Source organism: Rhodococcus sp. IEGM 1302, assembly GCF_030056935.1.
Lineage (GTDB): Bacteria > Actinomycetota > Actinomycetes > Mycobacteriales > Mycobacteriaceae > Rhodococcus_F > Rhodococcus_F qingshengii.
Genome location: NZ_JASHKY010000020.1, coordinates 41,352 through 57,843, shown reverse-complemented (window position 1 = coordinate 57,843; position 16,492 = coordinate 41,352). Strand labels below are relative to the sequence as shown.

General features: G+C 62.4%; 19 protein-coding genes. 11 read left to right on the top strand and 8 right to left on the bottom strand.

What is annotated here, in order from left to right; all coding sequences use genetic code 11:
• The first annotated feature begins 113 nt into the window (after positions 1-113).
• The gene (locus QM609_RS22280) at positions 114-527 is read left to right on the top strand and encodes a DUF6292 family protein (protein ID WP_003941464.1); all 414 of its coding nucleotides are present in this window, start codon (positions 114-116) and stop codon (positions 525-527) included.
• 22 nt (positions 528-549) lie between these two features.
• Here QM609_RS22280 and QM609_RS22275 read toward each other — a convergent pair whose 3' ends face one another.
• Complete coding sequence (locus tag QM609_RS22275) at positions 550-1,119, bottom strand: DUF2231 domain-containing protein (protein ID WP_064114015.1); 570 nt, start codon at positions 1,117-1,119, stop codon at positions 550-552.
• A 114-nt stretch (positions 1,120-1,233) separates the two neighbouring features.
• Here QM609_RS22275 and QM609_RS22270 point away from each other — a divergent pair, with 114 nt between their 5' ends.
• Positions 1,234-1,455, top strand: coding sequence for a hypothetical protein (locus QM609_RS22270; protein WP_039973486.1), 222 nt, complete (start codon positions 1,234-1,236; stop codon positions 1,453-1,455).
• A gap of 16 nt (positions 1,456-1,471) precedes the next feature.
• On the opposite strand, the gene QM609_RS22265 is transcribed toward QM609_RS22270, so the two are convergent.
• Both QM609_RS22265 and QM609_RS22260 read right to left on the bottom strand, forming a co-directional pair.
• Positions 1,472-2,326: a polyphosphate kinase 2 family protein gene (locus QM609_RS22265; protein ID WP_054827968.1), complete on the bottom strand. Its 855-nt coding sequence runs from the start codon at positions 2,324-2,326 to the stop codon at positions 1,472-1,474.
• Positions 2,327-2,383: 57 nt separating this feature from the next.
• Positions 2,384-3,118 carry a TetR/AcrR family transcriptional regulator gene (locus QM609_RS22260; RefSeq protein WP_003941527.1) on the bottom strand — a complete coding sequence of 245 codons (735 nt, stop codon included), beginning with the start codon at positions 3,116-3,118 and terminating at the stop codon, positions 2,384-2,386.
• Positions 3,119-3,288: 170 nt separating this feature from the next.
• Here QM609_RS22260 and QM609_RS22255 point away from each other — a divergent pair, with 170 nt between their 5' ends.
• The 5 genes from QM609_RS22255 (at position 3,289) to QM609_RS22235 (ending at position 7,591) form a co-directional block, all read left to right on the top strand.
• The gene (locus QM609_RS22255) at positions 3,289-4,569 is read left to right on the top strand and encodes a DUF445 domain-containing protein (protein ID WP_020968906.1); all 1,281 of its coding nucleotides are present in this window, start codon (positions 3,289-3,291) and stop codon (positions 4,567-4,569) included.
• A gap of 103 nt (positions 4,570-4,672) precedes the next feature.
• Entirely contained in the window at positions 4,673-5,179 is a 507-nt protein-coding gene (locus tag QM609_RS22250) for a helix-turn-helix domain-containing protein (protein ID WP_003941483.1), read from the top strand.
• On the top strand, positions 5,172-5,999 hold the full coding sequence (locus QM609_RS22245; RefSeq protein WP_003941552.1) for a heparin-binding hemagglutinin: 828 nt from the start codon (positions 5,172-5,174) through the stop codon (positions 5,997-5,999). Before QM609_RS22250 ends, QM609_RS22245 begins: the two co-directional genes overlap by 8 nt.
• Positions 6,000-6,094: 95 nt before the next feature.
• Positions 6,095-6,391, top strand: a complete 297-nt coding sequence (locus QM609_RS22240; RefSeq protein WP_003941505.1) for a DUF2516 family protein — start codon at positions 6,095-6,097, stop codon at positions 6,389-6,391.
• Between the two features lie 168 nt (positions 6,392-6,559).
• On the top strand, positions 6,560-7,591 hold the full coding sequence (locus QM609_RS22235; protein WP_283337451.1) for an alpha/beta fold hydrolase: 1,032 nt from the start codon (positions 6,560-6,562) through the stop codon (positions 7,589-7,591).
• 12 nt (positions 7,592-7,603) lie between these two features.
• Here QM609_RS22235 and purU read toward each other — a convergent pair whose 3' ends face one another.
• Positions 7,604-8,491, bottom strand: coding sequence for a formyltetrahydrofolate deformylase (purU, locus tag QM609_RS22230; RefSeq protein ID WP_003941509.1), 888 nt, complete (start codon positions 8,489-8,491; stop codon positions 7,604-7,606).
• A 64-nt stretch (positions 8,492-8,555) separates the two neighbouring features.
• On the opposite strand from purU, the gene deoC reads away from it, so the two are divergent.
• The gene (gene deoC, locus QM609_RS22225; RefSeq protein ID WP_007735361.1) at positions 8,556-9,221 is read left to right on the top strand and encodes a deoxyribose-phosphate aldolase; all 666 of its coding nucleotides are present in this window, start codon (positions 8,556-8,558) and stop codon (positions 9,219-9,221) included.
• On the opposite strand, the gene QM609_RS22220 is transcribed toward deoC, so the two are convergent.
• Complete coding sequence (locus QM609_RS22220; protein ID WP_007735358.1) at positions 9,218-9,988, bottom strand: LmeA family phospholipid-binding protein; 771 nt, start codon at positions 9,986-9,988, stop codon at positions 9,218-9,220. The genes deoC and QM609_RS22220 overlap by 4 nt on opposite strands.
• A 127-nt stretch (positions 9,989-10,115) precedes the next feature.
• Here QM609_RS22220 and QM609_RS22215 point away from each other — a divergent pair, with 127 nt between their 5' ends.
• From QM609_RS22215 to QM609_RS22205, 3 genes are all read left to right on the top strand, one after another.
• The gene (locus tag QM609_RS22215) at positions 10,116-10,694 is read left to right on the top strand and encodes a type IV toxin-antitoxin system AbiEi family antitoxin domain-containing protein (protein ID WP_003941523.1); all 579 of its coding nucleotides are present in this window, start codon (positions 10,116-10,118) and stop codon (positions 10,692-10,694) included.
• 310 nt (positions 10,695-11,004) lie between these two features.
• Positions 11,005-12,435 carry an Ig-like domain-containing protein gene (locus QM609_RS22210; RefSeq protein WP_228232514.1) on the top strand — a complete coding sequence of 477 codons (1,431 nt, stop codon included), beginning with the start codon at positions 11,005-11,007 and terminating at the stop codon, positions 12,433-12,435.
• A gap of 81 nt (positions 12,436-12,516) precedes the next feature.
• The gene (locus QM609_RS22205) at positions 12,517-14,550 is read left to right on the top strand and encodes an Ig-like domain-containing protein (protein ID WP_102999329.1); all 2,034 of its coding nucleotides are present in this window, start codon (positions 12,517-12,519) and stop codon (positions 14,548-14,550) included.
• Positions 14,551-14,620: 70 nt separating this feature from the next.
• Here QM609_RS22205 and QM609_RS22200 read toward each other — a convergent pair whose 3' ends face one another.
• From QM609_RS22200 to QM609_RS22190, 3 genes are all read right to left on the bottom strand, one after another.
• Positions 14,621-15,409, bottom strand: a complete 789-nt coding sequence (locus tag QM609_RS22200) for a hypothetical protein (protein ID WP_007735354.1) — start codon at positions 15,407-15,409, stop codon at positions 14,621-14,623.
• Positions 15,410-15,416: 7 nt separating this feature from the next.
• Positions 15,417-15,917 (bottom strand): DUF2505 domain-containing protein, encoded by a 501-nt coding sequence (locus QM609_RS22195; RefSeq protein ID WP_007735352.1) that lies wholly within the window; start codon positions 15,915-15,917, stop codon positions 15,417-15,419.
• Positions 15,918-15,993: 76 nt separating this feature from the next.
• Positions 15,994-16,491: a DUF2505 domain-containing protein gene (locus QM609_RS22190; RefSeq protein WP_003942023.1), complete on the bottom strand. Its 498-nt coding sequence runs from the start codon at positions 16,489-16,491 to the stop codon at positions 15,994-15,996.
• Between the last annotated feature and the right edge of the window lies 1 nt (position 16,492).

Below are 16,492 nucleotides of genomic sequence, written 5' to 3'. Positions count from 1 at the left end.
CCTCTCCACTTGATCGGTTCGTCTGGGGATACCCGGAGTCCGTGATCTGAACCGGGTTTCGACGCGGTCAGCGCTGGGCACATTCCAAACACGATGGCGAGGAGTGAGGTTCGATGACAGAACAAATGCTGGTCGACGCAACCGTCGGACTCGGGTTCGAGCGGTACGTACAACGGGTGGCGGTCGGTGTGGGGGCCGGCATCGAGCAGTGGTGTTGCAGGCGCGAGCACCCTCTGGAGGCTTACATCGCATTGGACCGAACTGTGCCGCGTTTCCCCGGGCGCGAGGTGGCTTTGCTGTGGGAGGAGACGTGCGGTTGGGCCCTGGCCGTGGAGACCAGATCAGGGGAGGACCTCATCGTTCTCGGATATCTGGGCGAACACGCAGTGCCGACCCCGGACGCCGTCGCCGATTTTGCCGCGACACTGGGTACGCGCAGCCCACACTGGGTCATGAACAGACCATTGGCGGATTCGGACGAGACCGCGCGAGAACTGCGGAGCTACTCCGGAAGTGCTTACGCCTGAACAGTATCGAGGTCCGATCGGCTCAGTTGACTACATCCAGGATGGGATCGAGAACCGGAGTCGCTGCAGCCTCGACGGCCGGATCGTCCATGAGCTTGAAAACGATGTGACCACCGAGCGCGCCACCGACACCGACCGCGGTGAGCGCCAGCACCGACAGCACTCGCGCCAGCGCGAGTGAGTCCTTTCCGCGTAGCCTGTACGACGCCGCAAAAGACCAGATCCCCACTGCATTCGACGCCGCGTGCACCAGCCCCACTCGGCGCGCGACGTCGCCACGTTCGGACCAGTCCAGCCATCCCGTCAGCAAAGCCGGCGGAGTCGAAACCAATCCGAGCCCGATCAGCCGTCGTGCAGTCTGCGGATCGCCTAGAACATCGAAGACCAACGAAGCCGTCCACGCGCCCGCGGGAATGGTCACGAGGGCAGGATGGATGGGATGCCCGACGGCGGCGCCGCGCAGAAGTGCGGCGACAGTGCGCGATCGGTCGGATCGCTCCGTGATCTCGAGGATTCTGCGCCTGAGGCCAGTGGACGGACCGTCCAGTCCGCGAGCGGATTCGATTCCGCGATAAAGAGTTCCGATGTCCATGTAATTCGGCTACCCGGCGTAGACGTCGGGAAACCTCGCGACGGCAGTGTCTTGTCGACCGTCATGCTCCGGCGTACGGTCGAAACGAAAGAGATCCGACCGGAGGAGCGAACGATGAAGCTCAATCTCTTTGCAGCGTGGGCGTCGTATTTCCTGGTGCTGGCCACAGTGGTCTGCCTCGGCAGTTTTCTGGTGGCGGCAGGTTCAGGCCAGGGTGGTTGGGCATTGATCGCCGGCCTCGCCGGCGTCGCGTGCATCGGCCTCGCGGTAGCCCTGTACGCCAGTACTGTGCGTCACGACCACAAAGTGCACCGCGAATCCCCACACCTGTTCTGATCAGGCCTGCTTCTGATCAAGACTGTGCGAGTCGTGCCTTCTCCGCCTCGATGTCGAAGTCGGCAGGGGGCCAGTCGAGATCGAGCTTTTCCAGAGCGTCGATCAGTAGCTCCGTGACCGCAATGCGGCTGTACCACTTCCGATCACACGGCACGACGTACCACGGCGCGTGCTCGGTCGACGTCTTGTCGAGCATTGCCTGATACGCCTGTTGATATGCAGGCCACAAACCGCGTTCGGTCACGTCGCCAGGGTTGTACTTCCAGTACTTGTCCGGGCGGTCGAGACGTTCTTCGAGTCGCTTCTTCTGCTCGTCGAGCGAGACGAACATCGCGACTTTCACGATGGTGGTTCCGGCGTCGACGAGTTCCTTTTCGAACTGGTTGATCTCGTCGTAGCGCTTGCTCCAGACATCCTCCGGGACAAGATCGTGGACGCGCACTACCAGGACGTCCTCGTAGTGGGAGCGATCGAACACACCGAGATAGCCGCCGCGGGGGAGTTCCTTCTTGATCCGCCAAAGGTAGTGATGTTGCTTTTCCTCTTCGGTCGGGACGCCGAAGGCCGCGTGCTGAACTCCCGAAGGATCCACGTGACCGATCACGTGTCGGACCATGCCGCCCTTGCCTGCGGTGTCCATTCCTTGCAGAACCAGCAGGACTGAACGACTGTCCCCGGACCGGCCGTTGGCGTACAGCAACTCCTGCAGGTCGGACAGAACCGCGCCGCGTTCCTCGAGCAGACGTTCGCCGTCAGCTTTGTTTCCGGTGAATCCCGGAGTGCTGTTGCGATCGAGTTGATCGAGTTCGAACCCGGGCTCCGCCCGCAGGGTCTTGGCGGCCGGTGTTTCCCACAGCGAGTCTTGTGCCATGCCGAAAGAGTGCCACAGGATCGCGCCCGGCGGCTCGAAAGTTCGGTCTCGGGCGAGTCAGTCCTCGGCAGGCTTGACGAGGGGATGCGGAACCGACTTGAACTTGGCCGGTGATCCGTTGACCGCAGCTATGCCGGTGATGCCGCCCCACGTCATCATCGTGAGGTAGTCGATCAGCGATTCCGCGGACATCGACTTGTTGGAGATCCACCAGTGCGTCGCGAGCTGAATTCCGCCCACGATCCCGAACGCCCACGGCAGCGAACCGCCGGAATCCATCTCCATCTCGCGAAGACGATTGCCCAACACCGTGGAGAGCAATTCGGCGATCATGCGCTCGGAATCGGCAACGACGTCGCGGTTGGCGCCGGCGCCGTTGGCCATGACGTAGAGGTAGATGTCGGGGTCGGATGCCACCGTCTCGACGTATGCGGTGATGCTCGCCTGGGTGAGTTCGAAATCGTCGAGATCGCCACTGATCGCTTCGTAGATACGCGGCGACAGGATGGTCTCGACGTACCGCATCATCGTGGCGGTGGTGAGGTCGCTCTTGTCGGCGAAGTATCGGTAGAGCACGGTCTTGGAGACACCGATCTCGGACGCGATCTCGTCCATGCCGATCTCACGGCCGCGCGCGCGGATGGCGGCGATGGTGCCGTCGACGAGTTCCTCGCGGCGAGCGATCTTGTGCTCACGCCAACGACGCTTCCGACCGTCGGATTTCTCGGGCTTCGCATCAGCAACGACTGGGCCGTCTACCTGCTCGTTGTCCTGCACGGCATTCTTGGCCACGAGTCATCTCATATCTGTGGTGCGAGCCACGTCCGATCGGTCTACTTTCCGGTCCAGCTTAATGTCCGCGCCTTTATCTCGGGCACTCACATCCGCAGTTCGGGGGATTAGGTCCTGCAGAATCGGACTTCGTGTCGCTCGCGCTACGCCGCGTCACACCTTTCGGCACAATGGCGAGGGTGCAGCAACTGAGCCTCTCCGCCTTCGACGACGCCGCCAAGCGTCGGGACCTTCGCAAGATGAAGGTCTTCGCTACTGGCCTTCTGGGCTTCGCGACGGTGGTCTACATCTTCTGCCGGTGGCAGGAATCCCGCGGCGCCGGAGAGTGGGTCGGGTACGTCCGGGCCGCGTCCGAGGCAGGCATGGTCGGCGCGCTTGCCGACTGGTTTGCCGTCACCGCGCTCTTCCGTCATCCGATGGGCCTTCCCATCCCGCACACTGCCATCATCAAGCGTAAGAAAGACCAGCTCGGAGCCAGCCTGAGCTCATTCGTCGGTCAAAACTTCCTGGCTCCCGAGGTTGTGTCGGCCAAGGTGCAGCAGGCGCAGATTCCGCTGCGGCTCGGCACGTGGATGGCCGAACCTGCCAACGCCGCTCGCGTCGCCGCCGAGACGTCGACGGTCTTGCGCGGCATGGTCGAGGTTCTTCGCGACGAGGACATCGCCCAGATCATCGACAACACGATCGTGAAGCGTCTGGCCGAGCCCATGTGGGGACCGCCGATCGGCCGAGTGCTCGGTGAACTTCTCAAGGACAACAAGCAACTGCCGATCATCGAATTGCTTGCCGAGCGGGCACATCAGTGGGCTCTCGGCAGCCAGGAGACGATCGATCGTGTGATCGTTCGCGATTCGCCCGCGTGGTCGCCGAAGTTCGTCGACGCCATGCTGGGGGAGAAGATATACAAGGAACTCGTCGAGTTCACCTGGAAGGTCCGTTCCAACCCCGAACACGAGGTACGCCTCGCCGCCAACCGCTTCCTGATCGACTTCGCCGATGATCTGCAGAACGACCCGGAGACCATCAAGAAGGCCGAGGGGATCAAGGCCGAGATCATGGGTCGCGAGGAAGTGACGGGTCTGGCGTCGTCGACATGGCAGGTTGCCAAGCGGCTCATCATGGAGTCCGTCGACGATCCGAACAGCACCCTGCGGACCAAGGTCGCCGAGAACGTCGCCGGCTTCGGAGTCAGGCTGCGTGACGACGAGTCCATGCGTGAGAAGGTCGACGGCTGGCTGGTGCAGGGCACCAAGTACATCGCGGAGAACTACACCGACGAGATCACTGGAGTCATCAGTGACACCGTCGAGCGGTGGGACGCCGACGAAGCGAGCCAGAAGATCGAGTTGCAGGTCGGTCGAGATCTTCAGTTCATCCGTATCAACGGCACCGTTGTGGGCTCGATCGCCGGACTGCTGATCTACACGATTTCGACGCTCATCTTCGGCTGAGCTGTCCAGTATGTGACGTCCACCACGAGTGCTAGCAGTAGTGCTTGCAATAGTTAGCACCCTCTCCTATCCTGGGAAATGTCCACTGGAAAGGGAGGACGCAATGCCAGCGAAGTCGACGAACTCCGATGACGGAGATCGTGAATCATCCGGTGCCGCAGCCGGAGCAAGCGACTTGGCAGCTCGCGTCGTCAGCTCTGCGGCACACGACATCGGGGGGTTCATTCGTGCACAGCGGGAAGCCGCCCAAGTTTCGATGCGCCAACTCGCTCAACTCGCCGGCGTCAGCAATCCGTATCTGAGTCAGATCGAACGCGGATTGCGCAAACCGTCGGCGGACGTACTGGCGCAAATCGCCAAGGGCCTTCGAGTCTCATCAGAAGTGCTGTACGTCCAAGCGGGATATCTCGAGCAACGCCCGCACAGTCCCATCAGGGACGCGGTGTTGGCCGAGACGGCCATCAACGAACGGCAGAAGCAAGTACTGCTCGAAATCTACGACTCGTTCTGTCGCGAGAACGAGTCGTCAAGACCAGCCGCAGCGCCCGATTTCGCTGAATCGGCCGCAATTCCAGACACCGAGACTTCACTAGGAGAACAAGATGACTGACAAGAACGCCATCGACAGCGTCAAGACCTCGCTCTACGCCGCCGTCGGCGCAGGCGACCTGGTTGTCCAGGCCGTGGCCGATGTAGTTGCTCAGGTTCGTGAGCGCGCCGAGAACACCCAGGGCGATGTCAACGGCCGTGTCGACGGTGCTCGCGAGAAGCTCGCTTCCGTCCAGGGTGACGTTGCCGAGAGCGTCGATGCGCTGCGCGAGCGTCTCGCCGGCCTGCCGTCCGAGCTGCCCGAAGAGCTTGCCGAGCTGCGCGAGAAGTTCTCACCCGAGGAACTCCGCAAGGTCGCCGAGGCATACCTCAAGGTTGCCGGAGATCTGTACAACTCCCTCGCAGAACGTGGCGAAGACGCAGTCGAGCGCATCCGCAAGCAGCCCGCAGTCGAAGAAGGCATCGCTGCTGCAGAGTCGGCACTCGGCGACGCCGTCGAGCTGACCGAAGACGCACTCGGAACCGTTGCTCGTCAGACGCGCGCCGTGGGCGAGCAGGCTGCCAAGCTGGCCGGCCGCGCTGCCGGACGCATCTCCGACACCGCAGAAGAGGTCGGCGAGAAGATCTCTGACGCCGGTGAGAAGATCGCCGACGCAGGCGACGAGGCTGCACTGAAGGTCCTCGACCTCGGTGACCAGGCTGACGAGGCTTCCAAGGAAGCTGCCGCTCGCGTGACCGCTGCTGCTTCCGACGTCCAGGAGCGCGCGACCACCGCCGCGAAGAAGGCCGCTCCGGCCAAGGCTGCACCCGCCAAGGCTGCTCCGGCCAAGGCCACCGCACCGGCTCCGGCCAAGAAGGCTGCTCCGGCCAAGAAGGCCTGATTTGCCCAGCTCCACCTGACGAAGGCTCCCGCGCTCAGCCGAGTGTGGGAGCCTTCGTGTTCGTCGGGAACCGGATGAGAACTTAGGATGTAGTTGTGACTCAAGTCGATGGGCTAGTCGGTCTGATCTTTCTCGCACTCAAAGTGCTCGCATTGGTGGGTGCTGTCTACGCGATCGTTCATGCCGTCAGGCAGCGTCCTGACGCTTTCACCGCGGTCAACAAATTGACCAAGCCGATCTGGCTGGGAATTCTGATCGTCGCGGCGTTGATCCTCTTGGCGACGTCCCCTGTCGGGCTCCTGGGCATCATCGCGGTCGTTGCAGTGTGCGTGTATCTCGTCGACGTTCGCCCGCGGGTGGACGACATTCAGCACGGCGGTTCTCGCTGGTAGTTTGCCGCACTCCCGCTCATTCCGAGCCGTGGTTCCCGGCTCATGGTGTGCTGCCCCACTCTTCTCTCCAACGCTGACAACGGGCGTTGTTCGAGTGATAGTGTCGGTTAACGGCAGTCACACATAGATTGCATCCGTCTGTCGTCAGCAGCAGTCAGGGGTAAATGCATGTCCAGTCGTTCGCGCACCACAGAGCTTCGAGTACTGGCAGGCGCCGTCGGAGTGGGAGCACTCGTCGCGGCCGTCGCTGGGATCCGTCATCGGCGATCCACGCGTGGGTTGACTCTTTCGAGCGACGTCGAGCCCAATGCACTCCTGAAGACTCCGACTCTCAAAGCTGACATCAGCGAACTGACCACCGACGACGGTGCGATCATCAATGTCCGGGCTTACGGTCCCGTCGACGGCGATCCGATCGTTCTCAGTCACGGCTGGACGTGCTCCACCGAATTCTGGTACCCGCAGGTCAATGCGCTTGCCGGCGAATATCGCGTCATCACCTACGATCAGCGCGGTCATGGCCGCAGCACCGTCGGCAATCTTCCGCTCGGCCCGGACGTCCTTGCCGACGATCTCTCTGCAGTGCTGGCGGCCACGGTTCGCGAGGACAAGAAGGCCGTCATCGTCGGTCACAGCATGGGCGGGATGAGCATCATCGCCTGGGCGGGTCGTCACCCCGACGAGGTCAAGAAGTACGCGTTGGCGGTCATGCTCGCGAGCACCGCGAGCGAAAGGTTGATCGCCGAGACCACGGTCATCCCACTGCCCAATCGTTTCCCTCGCGTGCCGGTCCCCGTGGGCCGCGCCATCCTCAGTTCGCCCGTTCCGTTCGTCTCCTCGGGCGCCATGACGAAGGCGATCCAGTACGTCTCGATGTCACCGAACGCGACCAAGGCCGAGATTCAGTTCTGCGAGAACATCGTTCGTGAGTGCAAGCCCCGCATCCGTGGAGGTTGGGGAGCAGCGCTGAGCACCCTCGACATTCACGAGGGACTCGACAATCTCGAAGTGCCGACCACCGTGCTCGTCGGTTCGCTCGATCGGCTCACTCCGCCGGTCCATGCGCGCAAGCTTGCGCAGGTCCTCGACGACGCCGGCAACCTCGAACGGTTGATCGTGTTGCCGGGCGTCGGTCACATGTCGTCGATCGAGAACATCGACGAGTTCGACAAGGAAATCGTGCGACTGCGCAATCTCTAGCGCAACGCAGCTCTAGCTGAAGACGACCGTCTTGCGCCCGTGAACCAGCACACGATCCTCGAGGTGCCAGCGCAGTCCGCGGGAGAGTACGAGCTTTTCGATGTCTCGACCCTGACGGACCATGTCGGCGACATCGTCGGCGTGGTCCACACGGATCACGTCCTGCTCGATGATCGGACCGGCATCGAGTTCGGCGGTCACGTAGTGGCAGGTGGCGCCGATCAACTTCACGCCGCGGGCGAAAGCCTGGTGATAGGGGCGGGCACCGATGAACGACGGCAAGAAGCTGTGGTGGATGTTGATCGCGCGCCCGGCCCAGTGCTCGCACAGTGATTCGGGCAGCACCTGCATGAATCGGGCAAGCACCACGGCGTCGGGATTGTGAGCGTCGACCAGGGCGCGGACCTTCTCGAAGGACGGTCCCCGTTCTGCCGGGTCCTTGGCGAACGGAACATGGTGGAAGTCGATCCCGTGGCGCTCGGTGACACTGCGCAGATCTTCGTGGTTTCCGATGACGGCGCTGATTTCTGCCGGGAGTTCCCCGCCCGCGGCGCGGCCAAGGAGGTCATGCAAGCAGTGACCTTCCTTGCTCACGAGCAACACGATCTTCTTGGGTGCGCCGGAGTCGTGAAGAGTCCACTCGGTTTCCGGACCGATCTCGGCCGCAACAGCTTTGAACCGTTCACGAAGCTCGTCGATGCTCATGCTCACCGACGATGCACGGACCGCCTGACGCGTGAAGAACCATCCGGTGTCGGCATCGGCGTGGTATGCAGCCTCCACGATCCATCCACCGACGTCGGTGAGAAAGGTCGAGATGCGTGCGACGATGCCCGTGGTGTCGGGGCAGCCGAGGGACAGAACATAGCGACGATCATCGATCGATGGTGCAGCGGTCATGCGGCCTAGTCTCTCAGGTGCGGCTGCAGCGACGGTCGCGTGGTGGTGTGCCAAGCTTTCCAACATGTCTGAAGCTGCACTCACTCGTTCCCAGGTTGCCGCGATGGTGGACCACACTCTCCTCAAACCCGAAGCCACCGCGGCCGATGTGACCGCCCTGATCGACGAAGCACGCAGCCTCGGTGTGCTGGCTGTCTGCGTCTCGCCGTCGATGTTGCCGATTCGCGCCGAGGGACTTGTGACGGCGGCCGTCGTCGGATTCCCGTCGGGGAAACATCATTCGCTGGTCAAGGGTGCTGAAGCGCGACTGGCCGTCGATCAAGGCGCAGCCGAGATCGACATGGTCATCGACGTAGGAGCGGCGGTCGCCGGCGACTACAGCGCGGTGTTGGCCGATATCCTCACCGTCCGCGAGGCGATGGGGGAGAGTGCGATCCTCAAAGTGATCCTCGAAACCGCAGCGCTGTCCGACGAGGCCATCGTCGAATGTTGCCGCGCAGCTGTGCATGCCGGGGCGAACTTCGTCAAGACCTCGACCGGCTTCCACCCCGCGGGTGGAGCGACGGTTGAGGCCGTCGCACTGATGGCGCAGACGGTCGGCCCGGGCGTGGGAGTCAAGGCCAGTGGCGGAATACGTACGACGCAGGCAGCGCTCGACATGATCGCGGCCGGCGCCACCCGCCTCGGACTATCCGGAAGTCGAGCAGTATTGGACGGTCTGGCCGACTAGGTCAGCAGGCCGCAGCTGTCCGGAACCGCCGAGGTGTTCTGGTTGTTCGCGTCGGCGACGGGCATGGCGTAAGCGCCGCCCTCCAACGAGATCTGGATAGCGTCGTCGGTGACGGTCAGCTTCGTGGGCTTCATGTCCAGCGGGTAGGTCTGCAGGCTGTCGGTGAGTGTCTGGACGATGCCGTCGACCAGATCGGTCGGCAGACCCAATCCGAGAATCTCGGCGCCGACGGTCTGGACGTCGACCACACCGTTGGTGACGGTGGGCTTGACCGTGAGCTTCGCGAGCCCGACCGGACCGACGTCGAACGCGAGTGTTCCGGCGCTCGAGTCGGCGGTGACGCCGGAGACGAGCCCGCCGAAGGTCTGTTCCTGCAAGGTGGCGAGAATGCCTGCGGTAGACCAGGTGACGTCGGCGCTGGAGCTGCCGATGGTGCCGCTGTTGCCCGCCGAGGGCTGCAAGTTGATGTCGTTCACCTTCGCGTGAACCTGCATTCCCGTTGCGGGGCCGAACGAAGAGTCGTCACTGTCGATGCTGATGTACGGCACCTTCTTGTCGACTGCCTGCAGGAGTACGGGCTTCCAGCTCAACCCGACGTCGACCTGGGATCCCAGTTCGCTCTGGAACTGATCGGCCATGCAGGTCTTCACCTGGTTGCGTACGTACAGTTCTCCACCGACGAGCGCCGCGACGAGTACGGCGATCACCACGAGAAGGATGATGAGCACTCGGTTGCGCGGACGAGGGTTGTTCGCTGCGACAGTCATTCGCCAGATTCTTCCCGACGAGTCTGAACGAACTCTGTGAATACGCACTTCCTCATTCCTGTGATGCGCGACACACTCGCCCGTAGTCTGTTCGAAACGGCGTTTTCGACGGTCACCGGAGGTGGTCATGGCTTCGGACTACGAATCACTCGAGCTGCTGGCGCTGCGACAGTGCGGATTTGTCACGGCTCTCCAGGCATCCGAACTGGGTTTCGGTCTGGCGTTGATGGAAGAAATGACGGAATCCGGAACATGGACATGTGAGTGTCGCGGACTTTTTCGCCTCGAACGCGTCAGACATACCGCCTTGGACGAGTTCGCGAAGTGGTGCACGTGGTTCGCCGGTAGCGCCACCGTCTCGCACTACAGTGCCGCAGATCTGCATGGCCTCGGGCACCTGCAACCTCGCTTCATCCACCTCTCCGTTGCGCACCCTCTCGCGGCGCCGACCCGCCAGGTAGCACTGCACCGACTGCCGCTCGCGGACGACGAGTGTGAACAGATCGGGCCCATCCGCATCACCACGCCTTTGCGCACCGTGCACGACCTCGCTTCCGGTGGAATCTCTCAAGTTCTGCTCAACGAAGTAGTCGCCGATGCGGTCGCGATAGGCCGACTGGACGCGCACGAGTTGTATCTCTCGTGTGAGAACGCGAGCGTCGACGTTGCTGTTCGGGTCGAGTTGGCTCTGGCCGCAAGCCTGTAGCCGAGAGAGATCTTCGAGGCTCCTGCGACCTTCTGGCATCACGCCCGAAATCGAATATGACGCCGATATCAGAGATTTGTAAATCGCTATTTTCGGGCGACTGTTTTGTCTTTAGCGCAGGTAAGAACGCATCCAGATGTGCGGTTCGGGACGTTCAGCCCACTGTTACTGCAGTTCGGCGATGTCGCCGATGAACTAAATCTGCGAAAAGCGTAGTTACTTTACAGTCAATGGGATAACGTCACGGCATCGAAAGCAGACGGACGCTTGTCCTGGACGCCTGTCTGCCCCGTTGTCGAGAGGGATCTGGATGTCCGTGAGTGGTGTTCGTCGTGTTGTCGGTGGGTTGAGTGTTTTTGCTGTTTCTGCGGGCTTCGCGGTGGTTGCGGGCGTCGGGGTTGCTGGTGCGGCTCCGGTGACGGCGGAGTTCAATTCCGACGGGTACAAGGTGACTCGGACGATCAGTAACGGGACGCCGTCCGAGGGTGATGTGATCACGTCGAAGACGGTGTTCAAGCGAACTGCCGCGGTTCACAATCTGTATGCGGTGCGCGATTTTCATCCGGCGTGTATGACGTATGTCGATGGTTCGGCGACGGTGAACGGTAGTGCGTTCCGTGTCAACGAGGTGGCTACTGATTCTGTTCGTTTGAGTGCGGGTGCTACGGAATGGCCGATGTGGGGCGGTGACGTCAAGACGTTCGAATTCCAGTATCGCGTCGGTGCGGATTGTGCTCGTGGTACTGATTTGTCGACGACGGTGCATTTCGACGGGACGGTGTTCGTTGACGACACGACGAATGGTCGTGGTCCGTCGATCAACGTTCAGAAGAACGTGTCGACGACCACCGTGTCACCGGTCAGTGGCGCTCAGGTGGGGCAGCCGGTGACGTTGAGTGCGACGGTGACCGGTGGTGCCGACGGTGATTCGGTGGAGTTCTTCGACGCCGGTTCCAAGATCGGTGCGGGCGCGCTCGCCAATGGTGTTGCAACACTTGCCTGGACACCGACGACCCGTGGAGACCACTCGATCACAGCGAAGTTCGCCGACACGGCGCGTGCCGTCGGTTCCGCTTCGGCAGCGCTGATCGTGAACGTTTCGCAGGCCGATGCTCAGTCCAGTACGACGCTGGCGCCGATCTCGGGCGCGCAGGTCGGCAAGTCGACCAATCTCAAAGCGACTGTGTCCGCGTCGGGCACCGGTGGAACGGTCACGTTCAAGGTCGGCGGAACGGTGCTCGCTTCGGTGCCGGTGGCAGGCAACGGTGAAGCGACCTATGCCTGGGTTCCGACGGTCGCCGGTGCACAGACGGTGGAAGCCGTATTCGCCGGTCGATCCGGTGTCACCGGGTCGAGTACCACCGCGAATGTGACAGTCGCCGAACAGCCCGCCGGAACAACAAGCTCCACAACAGATCTCAGCGTAGTAGCGGGCCAGGTCGGCGTTGCCCAGACGATCTCCGCTCAAATCAGCCCCGCCAATGCGGGTGGCACAGTCACCTTCAAGGACGGCGAGACCGTCATCGGCACGGCCACGGTCGATTCATCCGGAAAGGCCAGCCTTTCGTGGAAGCCCGCAACTCAAGGGCAGCGAGTTGTCGCGGCGGAGTACTCGGGCGCCGGCACGGTGACGGCATCGTCCGATCAGGTCTCCGTCCAGATCGCCGCACCCGTCGACGGTGCAGAACCAGGCAACGGCACCGGTTCGCTCGGCAGCCTCGGCAACATCTTCGGCTCCTAGCCGCCGACACCTGGTGATGCCCCGCCCGCGTTCGGCGGTGGGGCATCACCCATTTCGCTCACTTCTCGAGAAGGAAAAGCTATGTCTGTAGGTTCTGCACGCCGTGCAGTTGCAGGTTTGAGTGTGTTTGCTGTTGCTGCGGGTTTCGCGGTGGTTGCGGGTGTCGGGGTTGCTGGTGCGGCTCCGGTGACGGCGGAGTTCAATTCCGACGGGTACAAGGTGACTCGGACGATCAGTAACGGGACGCCGTCCGAGGGTGATGTGATCACGTCGAAGACGGTGTTCAAGCGAACTGCCGCGGTTCACAATCTGTATGCGGTGCGCGATTTTCATCCGGCGTGTATGACGTATGTCGATGGTTCGGCGACGGTGAACGGTAGTGCGTTCCGTGTCAACGAGGTGGCTACTGATTCTGTTCGTTTGAGTGCGGGTGCTACGGAATGGCCGATGTGGGGTGGTGACGTCAAGACGTTCGAATTCCAGTATCGCGTCGGTGCGGATTGTGCTCGTGGTACTGATTTGTCGACGACGGTGCATTTCGACGGCACGGTGTTCGTTGACGACACGACAAATGGTCGTGGTCCGTCGATCAACGTTCAGAAGAACGTCTCGACGACGACGCTGTCACCGACCAGTGGCGTGAAGTTGGGACAACTTGTTCCGCTGAGCGCGACGGTGACCGGTGGTGCCGACGGTGATTCGGTGGAGTTCTTCGACGGTGCCACCAAGATCGGTGCGGGCGCGCTCGCCAATGGTGTTGCAACGCTTGCCTGGACACCGGCTGACGTCCGAACCCACAGCGTGACGGCCAAGTATCTCGGTAATGCAAAGGTGGCGACCTCCACGTCGTCGGCTGTCGACGTCGTAGTGTCCGAAGCGGACAAGAGCACTGCAACCGCGATCACCGGTCCCGCAAGTGCAGTTGCAGGTGAGTCCGTGACCGTCGAGGCTACGGTGTCGCCCACTCCGGCGGGTGGCACGGTGCAGTTCAAGGACGGTGCAACCGACCTCGGCGGCGCCGTTCCCGTCGATGCCAACGGCAAGGCTTCGCTGACGAATTCCTATGCAGTCGGAGCGCATTCGATCGTGGCGGTGTACTCCGGTTCCGGTGTCTACCAGACTTCGACGTCGGCGCCACATGCGTTGACAGTCGCTCCGGTGGTGGTCGAGGAGAACACAACGACTACCCTCGTCGGCCCGTCGACAGGTTCGACAGGGGAGGCCTTGTCGTTCACTGCCTCCGTCTCGACCGGTGCTGCAGGCGGAACCGTGCAGTTCAAGGAAGGTGGCAGGGATCTGGGATCCCCGGTTCCCGTGGACGCCTCGGGTAAGGCAACAACCACGCCGACCTTCAACGTGGCGGGTGAGTACAGCATCACCGCAGTGTTCTCGGGTTCGGGTAACTACCTGGGCTCGACATCGAACGCCCAGACCGTGAACGTCAAGGCGCCGGCTCCCACCGACCAGCAGACCCAGACGGTCTTGACCGTTCCGGCGGATGCAAAAACCGGTACGGCAGTTGGTCTGTCGGTAACCGTCACGCCGACGCCGGTGGGCGGCACAGTGCAGTTCAAGGACGGCTCGGGCAATCTCGGCTCGCCGGTGCCGGTCGTCGAGGGCAAGGCGTCGATCATGCACGAGTTCGCGAGCGTCGGCACGCATGACATCACGGCCGTGTACTCGGGTGCCGCGGGATTCCTCACCTCTACCTCGGCTGCTCAGTCGGTTTCGGTCACGGCTCCGGCCGCGGAGGATCAGGAAACGTCCATCACCGTGAGCGCTCCGGCGTCAGCGGTCAAGGGCGCGAAGGTCGATCTTGTTGCGGCAGTGGTACCTACGCTCAGCGCAGGAACGGTTCAGTTCATGGACGGAACCACCCCGATCGGTGGACCAGTTGCGGTGGTGAACGGTAAGGCCACGCTCTCGCACACCTTCACTGAACTCGGAGATCGCCGAATCACCGCGGTGTTCAGTGGAACTGACGGCTATCTCGGTTCCGAGACCCAGGCCGCAGTCACCGTCAAGGTGACGGCAGCGTCCGACGGCGGCGATCCGGGCAACGGCGGCAGTTCGACCGGTTCACTGGGAAGCCTGGAAAACATCTTCGGGTCCTAGCCCGACGCCTGCACACGGACGCCTCGCTGCGGAGAACACCTCCGCGGCGGGGCGTTTCCCGTCTGTGAGTTCAGGGATTCGGCGCTACGACGTGCCAGGGCACGGTCAGGATGCAGTCACGAAGACGTCGCCGCGCGGGTTGCACGGGAATTCCTTGCGCCCGAAGTATTTCCAATGCGGCAGCCCAACGATGGCGAGGTCCGAACGAGGCGTGCGGCGCGGCGGTGGCCCAGGCTCGATCGGCCGCGCTGAGCAACGCGTGGATCGGCTCACCGGGAACGTTGCGGTGGATGAGAGCCTTCGGGAGACGTTCCGCGATGTCGGAAGGGCGCTCGATGTCGAAGGGATCCCAGGCCAGTGTCAGGGTCAATGGACGATCAGCGTCGAGAAGCACCCAGGCGCAACGTCTCCCGAGTTCGTCGCAGGTTCCGTCGAGTAGCAGCCCGCCCGGCGCGAGACCGGACTGAATGTGTGCCCACGCAGAGTCCACAGCCTCCTCCGGATACTGCCGGAGCACGTTGAAGGCGCGTACGAAGACGGGTGTGAGACCGGCAAGTTCGAATCCACCACGGGCGAAGCTGACACCGTCACGACTCTCGACCACGCGGGCGGGGTCGATCTCGAGCCCGATGACGCGTCGATCCCGCCGGACAGCGGTGAGGCGGCTTGCCATCTCGAAGGTGGTGTCCGGCCTCGCCCCGTACCCGAGGTCGACGATCAACGGATCGGTCGCGTTGTTCAGGGCGTGCGCGATAGTGCGGTTGTGCACGATCCACCGGTCACTACGTCGCAGTCTGTTGATTCCCGTCGTGCCACGGGTGATGACCCCCTCGATCTTCGGGGGTGGAGCTTTCTTCACGCCGGGTTCAGCGTGCGGCGAGCCAGGTCGCGGTGACCTGGGCTTCGGTGCGGAACAGATCTACGAGGTTGATGAGCATCAGTTGCTCCAACTTCGCGCCGATGAACGGTATGAAGACCTTGGCCTCGGACGTGGTTCGCAGCGTGGACCCGGTATCGGTCGCGAACAACTCCATGGTGCCGGACAAACTCCCCGGCCCGGCCGGGATGGACGCTTCGTACGTTCCGGTCACGGTGTCACCGAAGGCGCCGTACGACTCCTTACGAGTGATGACAAGATCCTTCTTCATCACTGTCTGAGCGATGTCGGGCAAATCCGTGCGCGGAAGAATGTGGTGGAGCACGAGATCGATTCCGGAATCGGTGACCTCGAAATGTTCCACATGGTTCTCGGAATGCTTGCGCATCTCCTCGACACGGGCCTCCCAGTACGAGCGGTCCGCCAGCGCCGCATAGACCTGCTCGGGGGAGTGCTGATAGCGGGCGGAGTAGTCGATGCGGCGAGCCATGATCGAAAAGAATACCGGTTACACGCTGTGACAAGCCAAATCGGCTGTATCCACAACTGCCGCCGCCCGCAGGGTTTTACTTCGCGATCCACTCCCGGGTGAAGTCCTGTTCGGCCTGGATGAGCCGGACAACCTCGTCGACAATCGCACTTTCGATCTTTCCGCCGAGGAACGGGATCTTGACCTCGACCTCACCGTCGATCTCGAGAGTGGCGGAGTTCTCGTCACCTGTCAGCACCTGCGTGCCCTCGACACGGGCGGGAACGCCGTCGACGTGGGCGGAGAAGGTGCCGGTGGCCTTGCCGTCCTTGAAAGGCGCCATCGTTTCACTGCGCTTGATGACGATGTCGCCGTTGACGACTTTCGACACCATGCTGGGGAGATGCTCTGCGGCAATGATCTGCGACATCGTGACCGCGACGGTCTCGTCGCGAACGGTCAGCTCTTCGATCGTTGCGCCGGGACCACCGACAGCGACGATTCGGTCGCGCCAGTACTGCTCGGAGGTCACCGCCTCATGGACCTTCTCGGCGGGGACTGTGTACTTCGACGAATGCTCGATGCGACGGCTCACG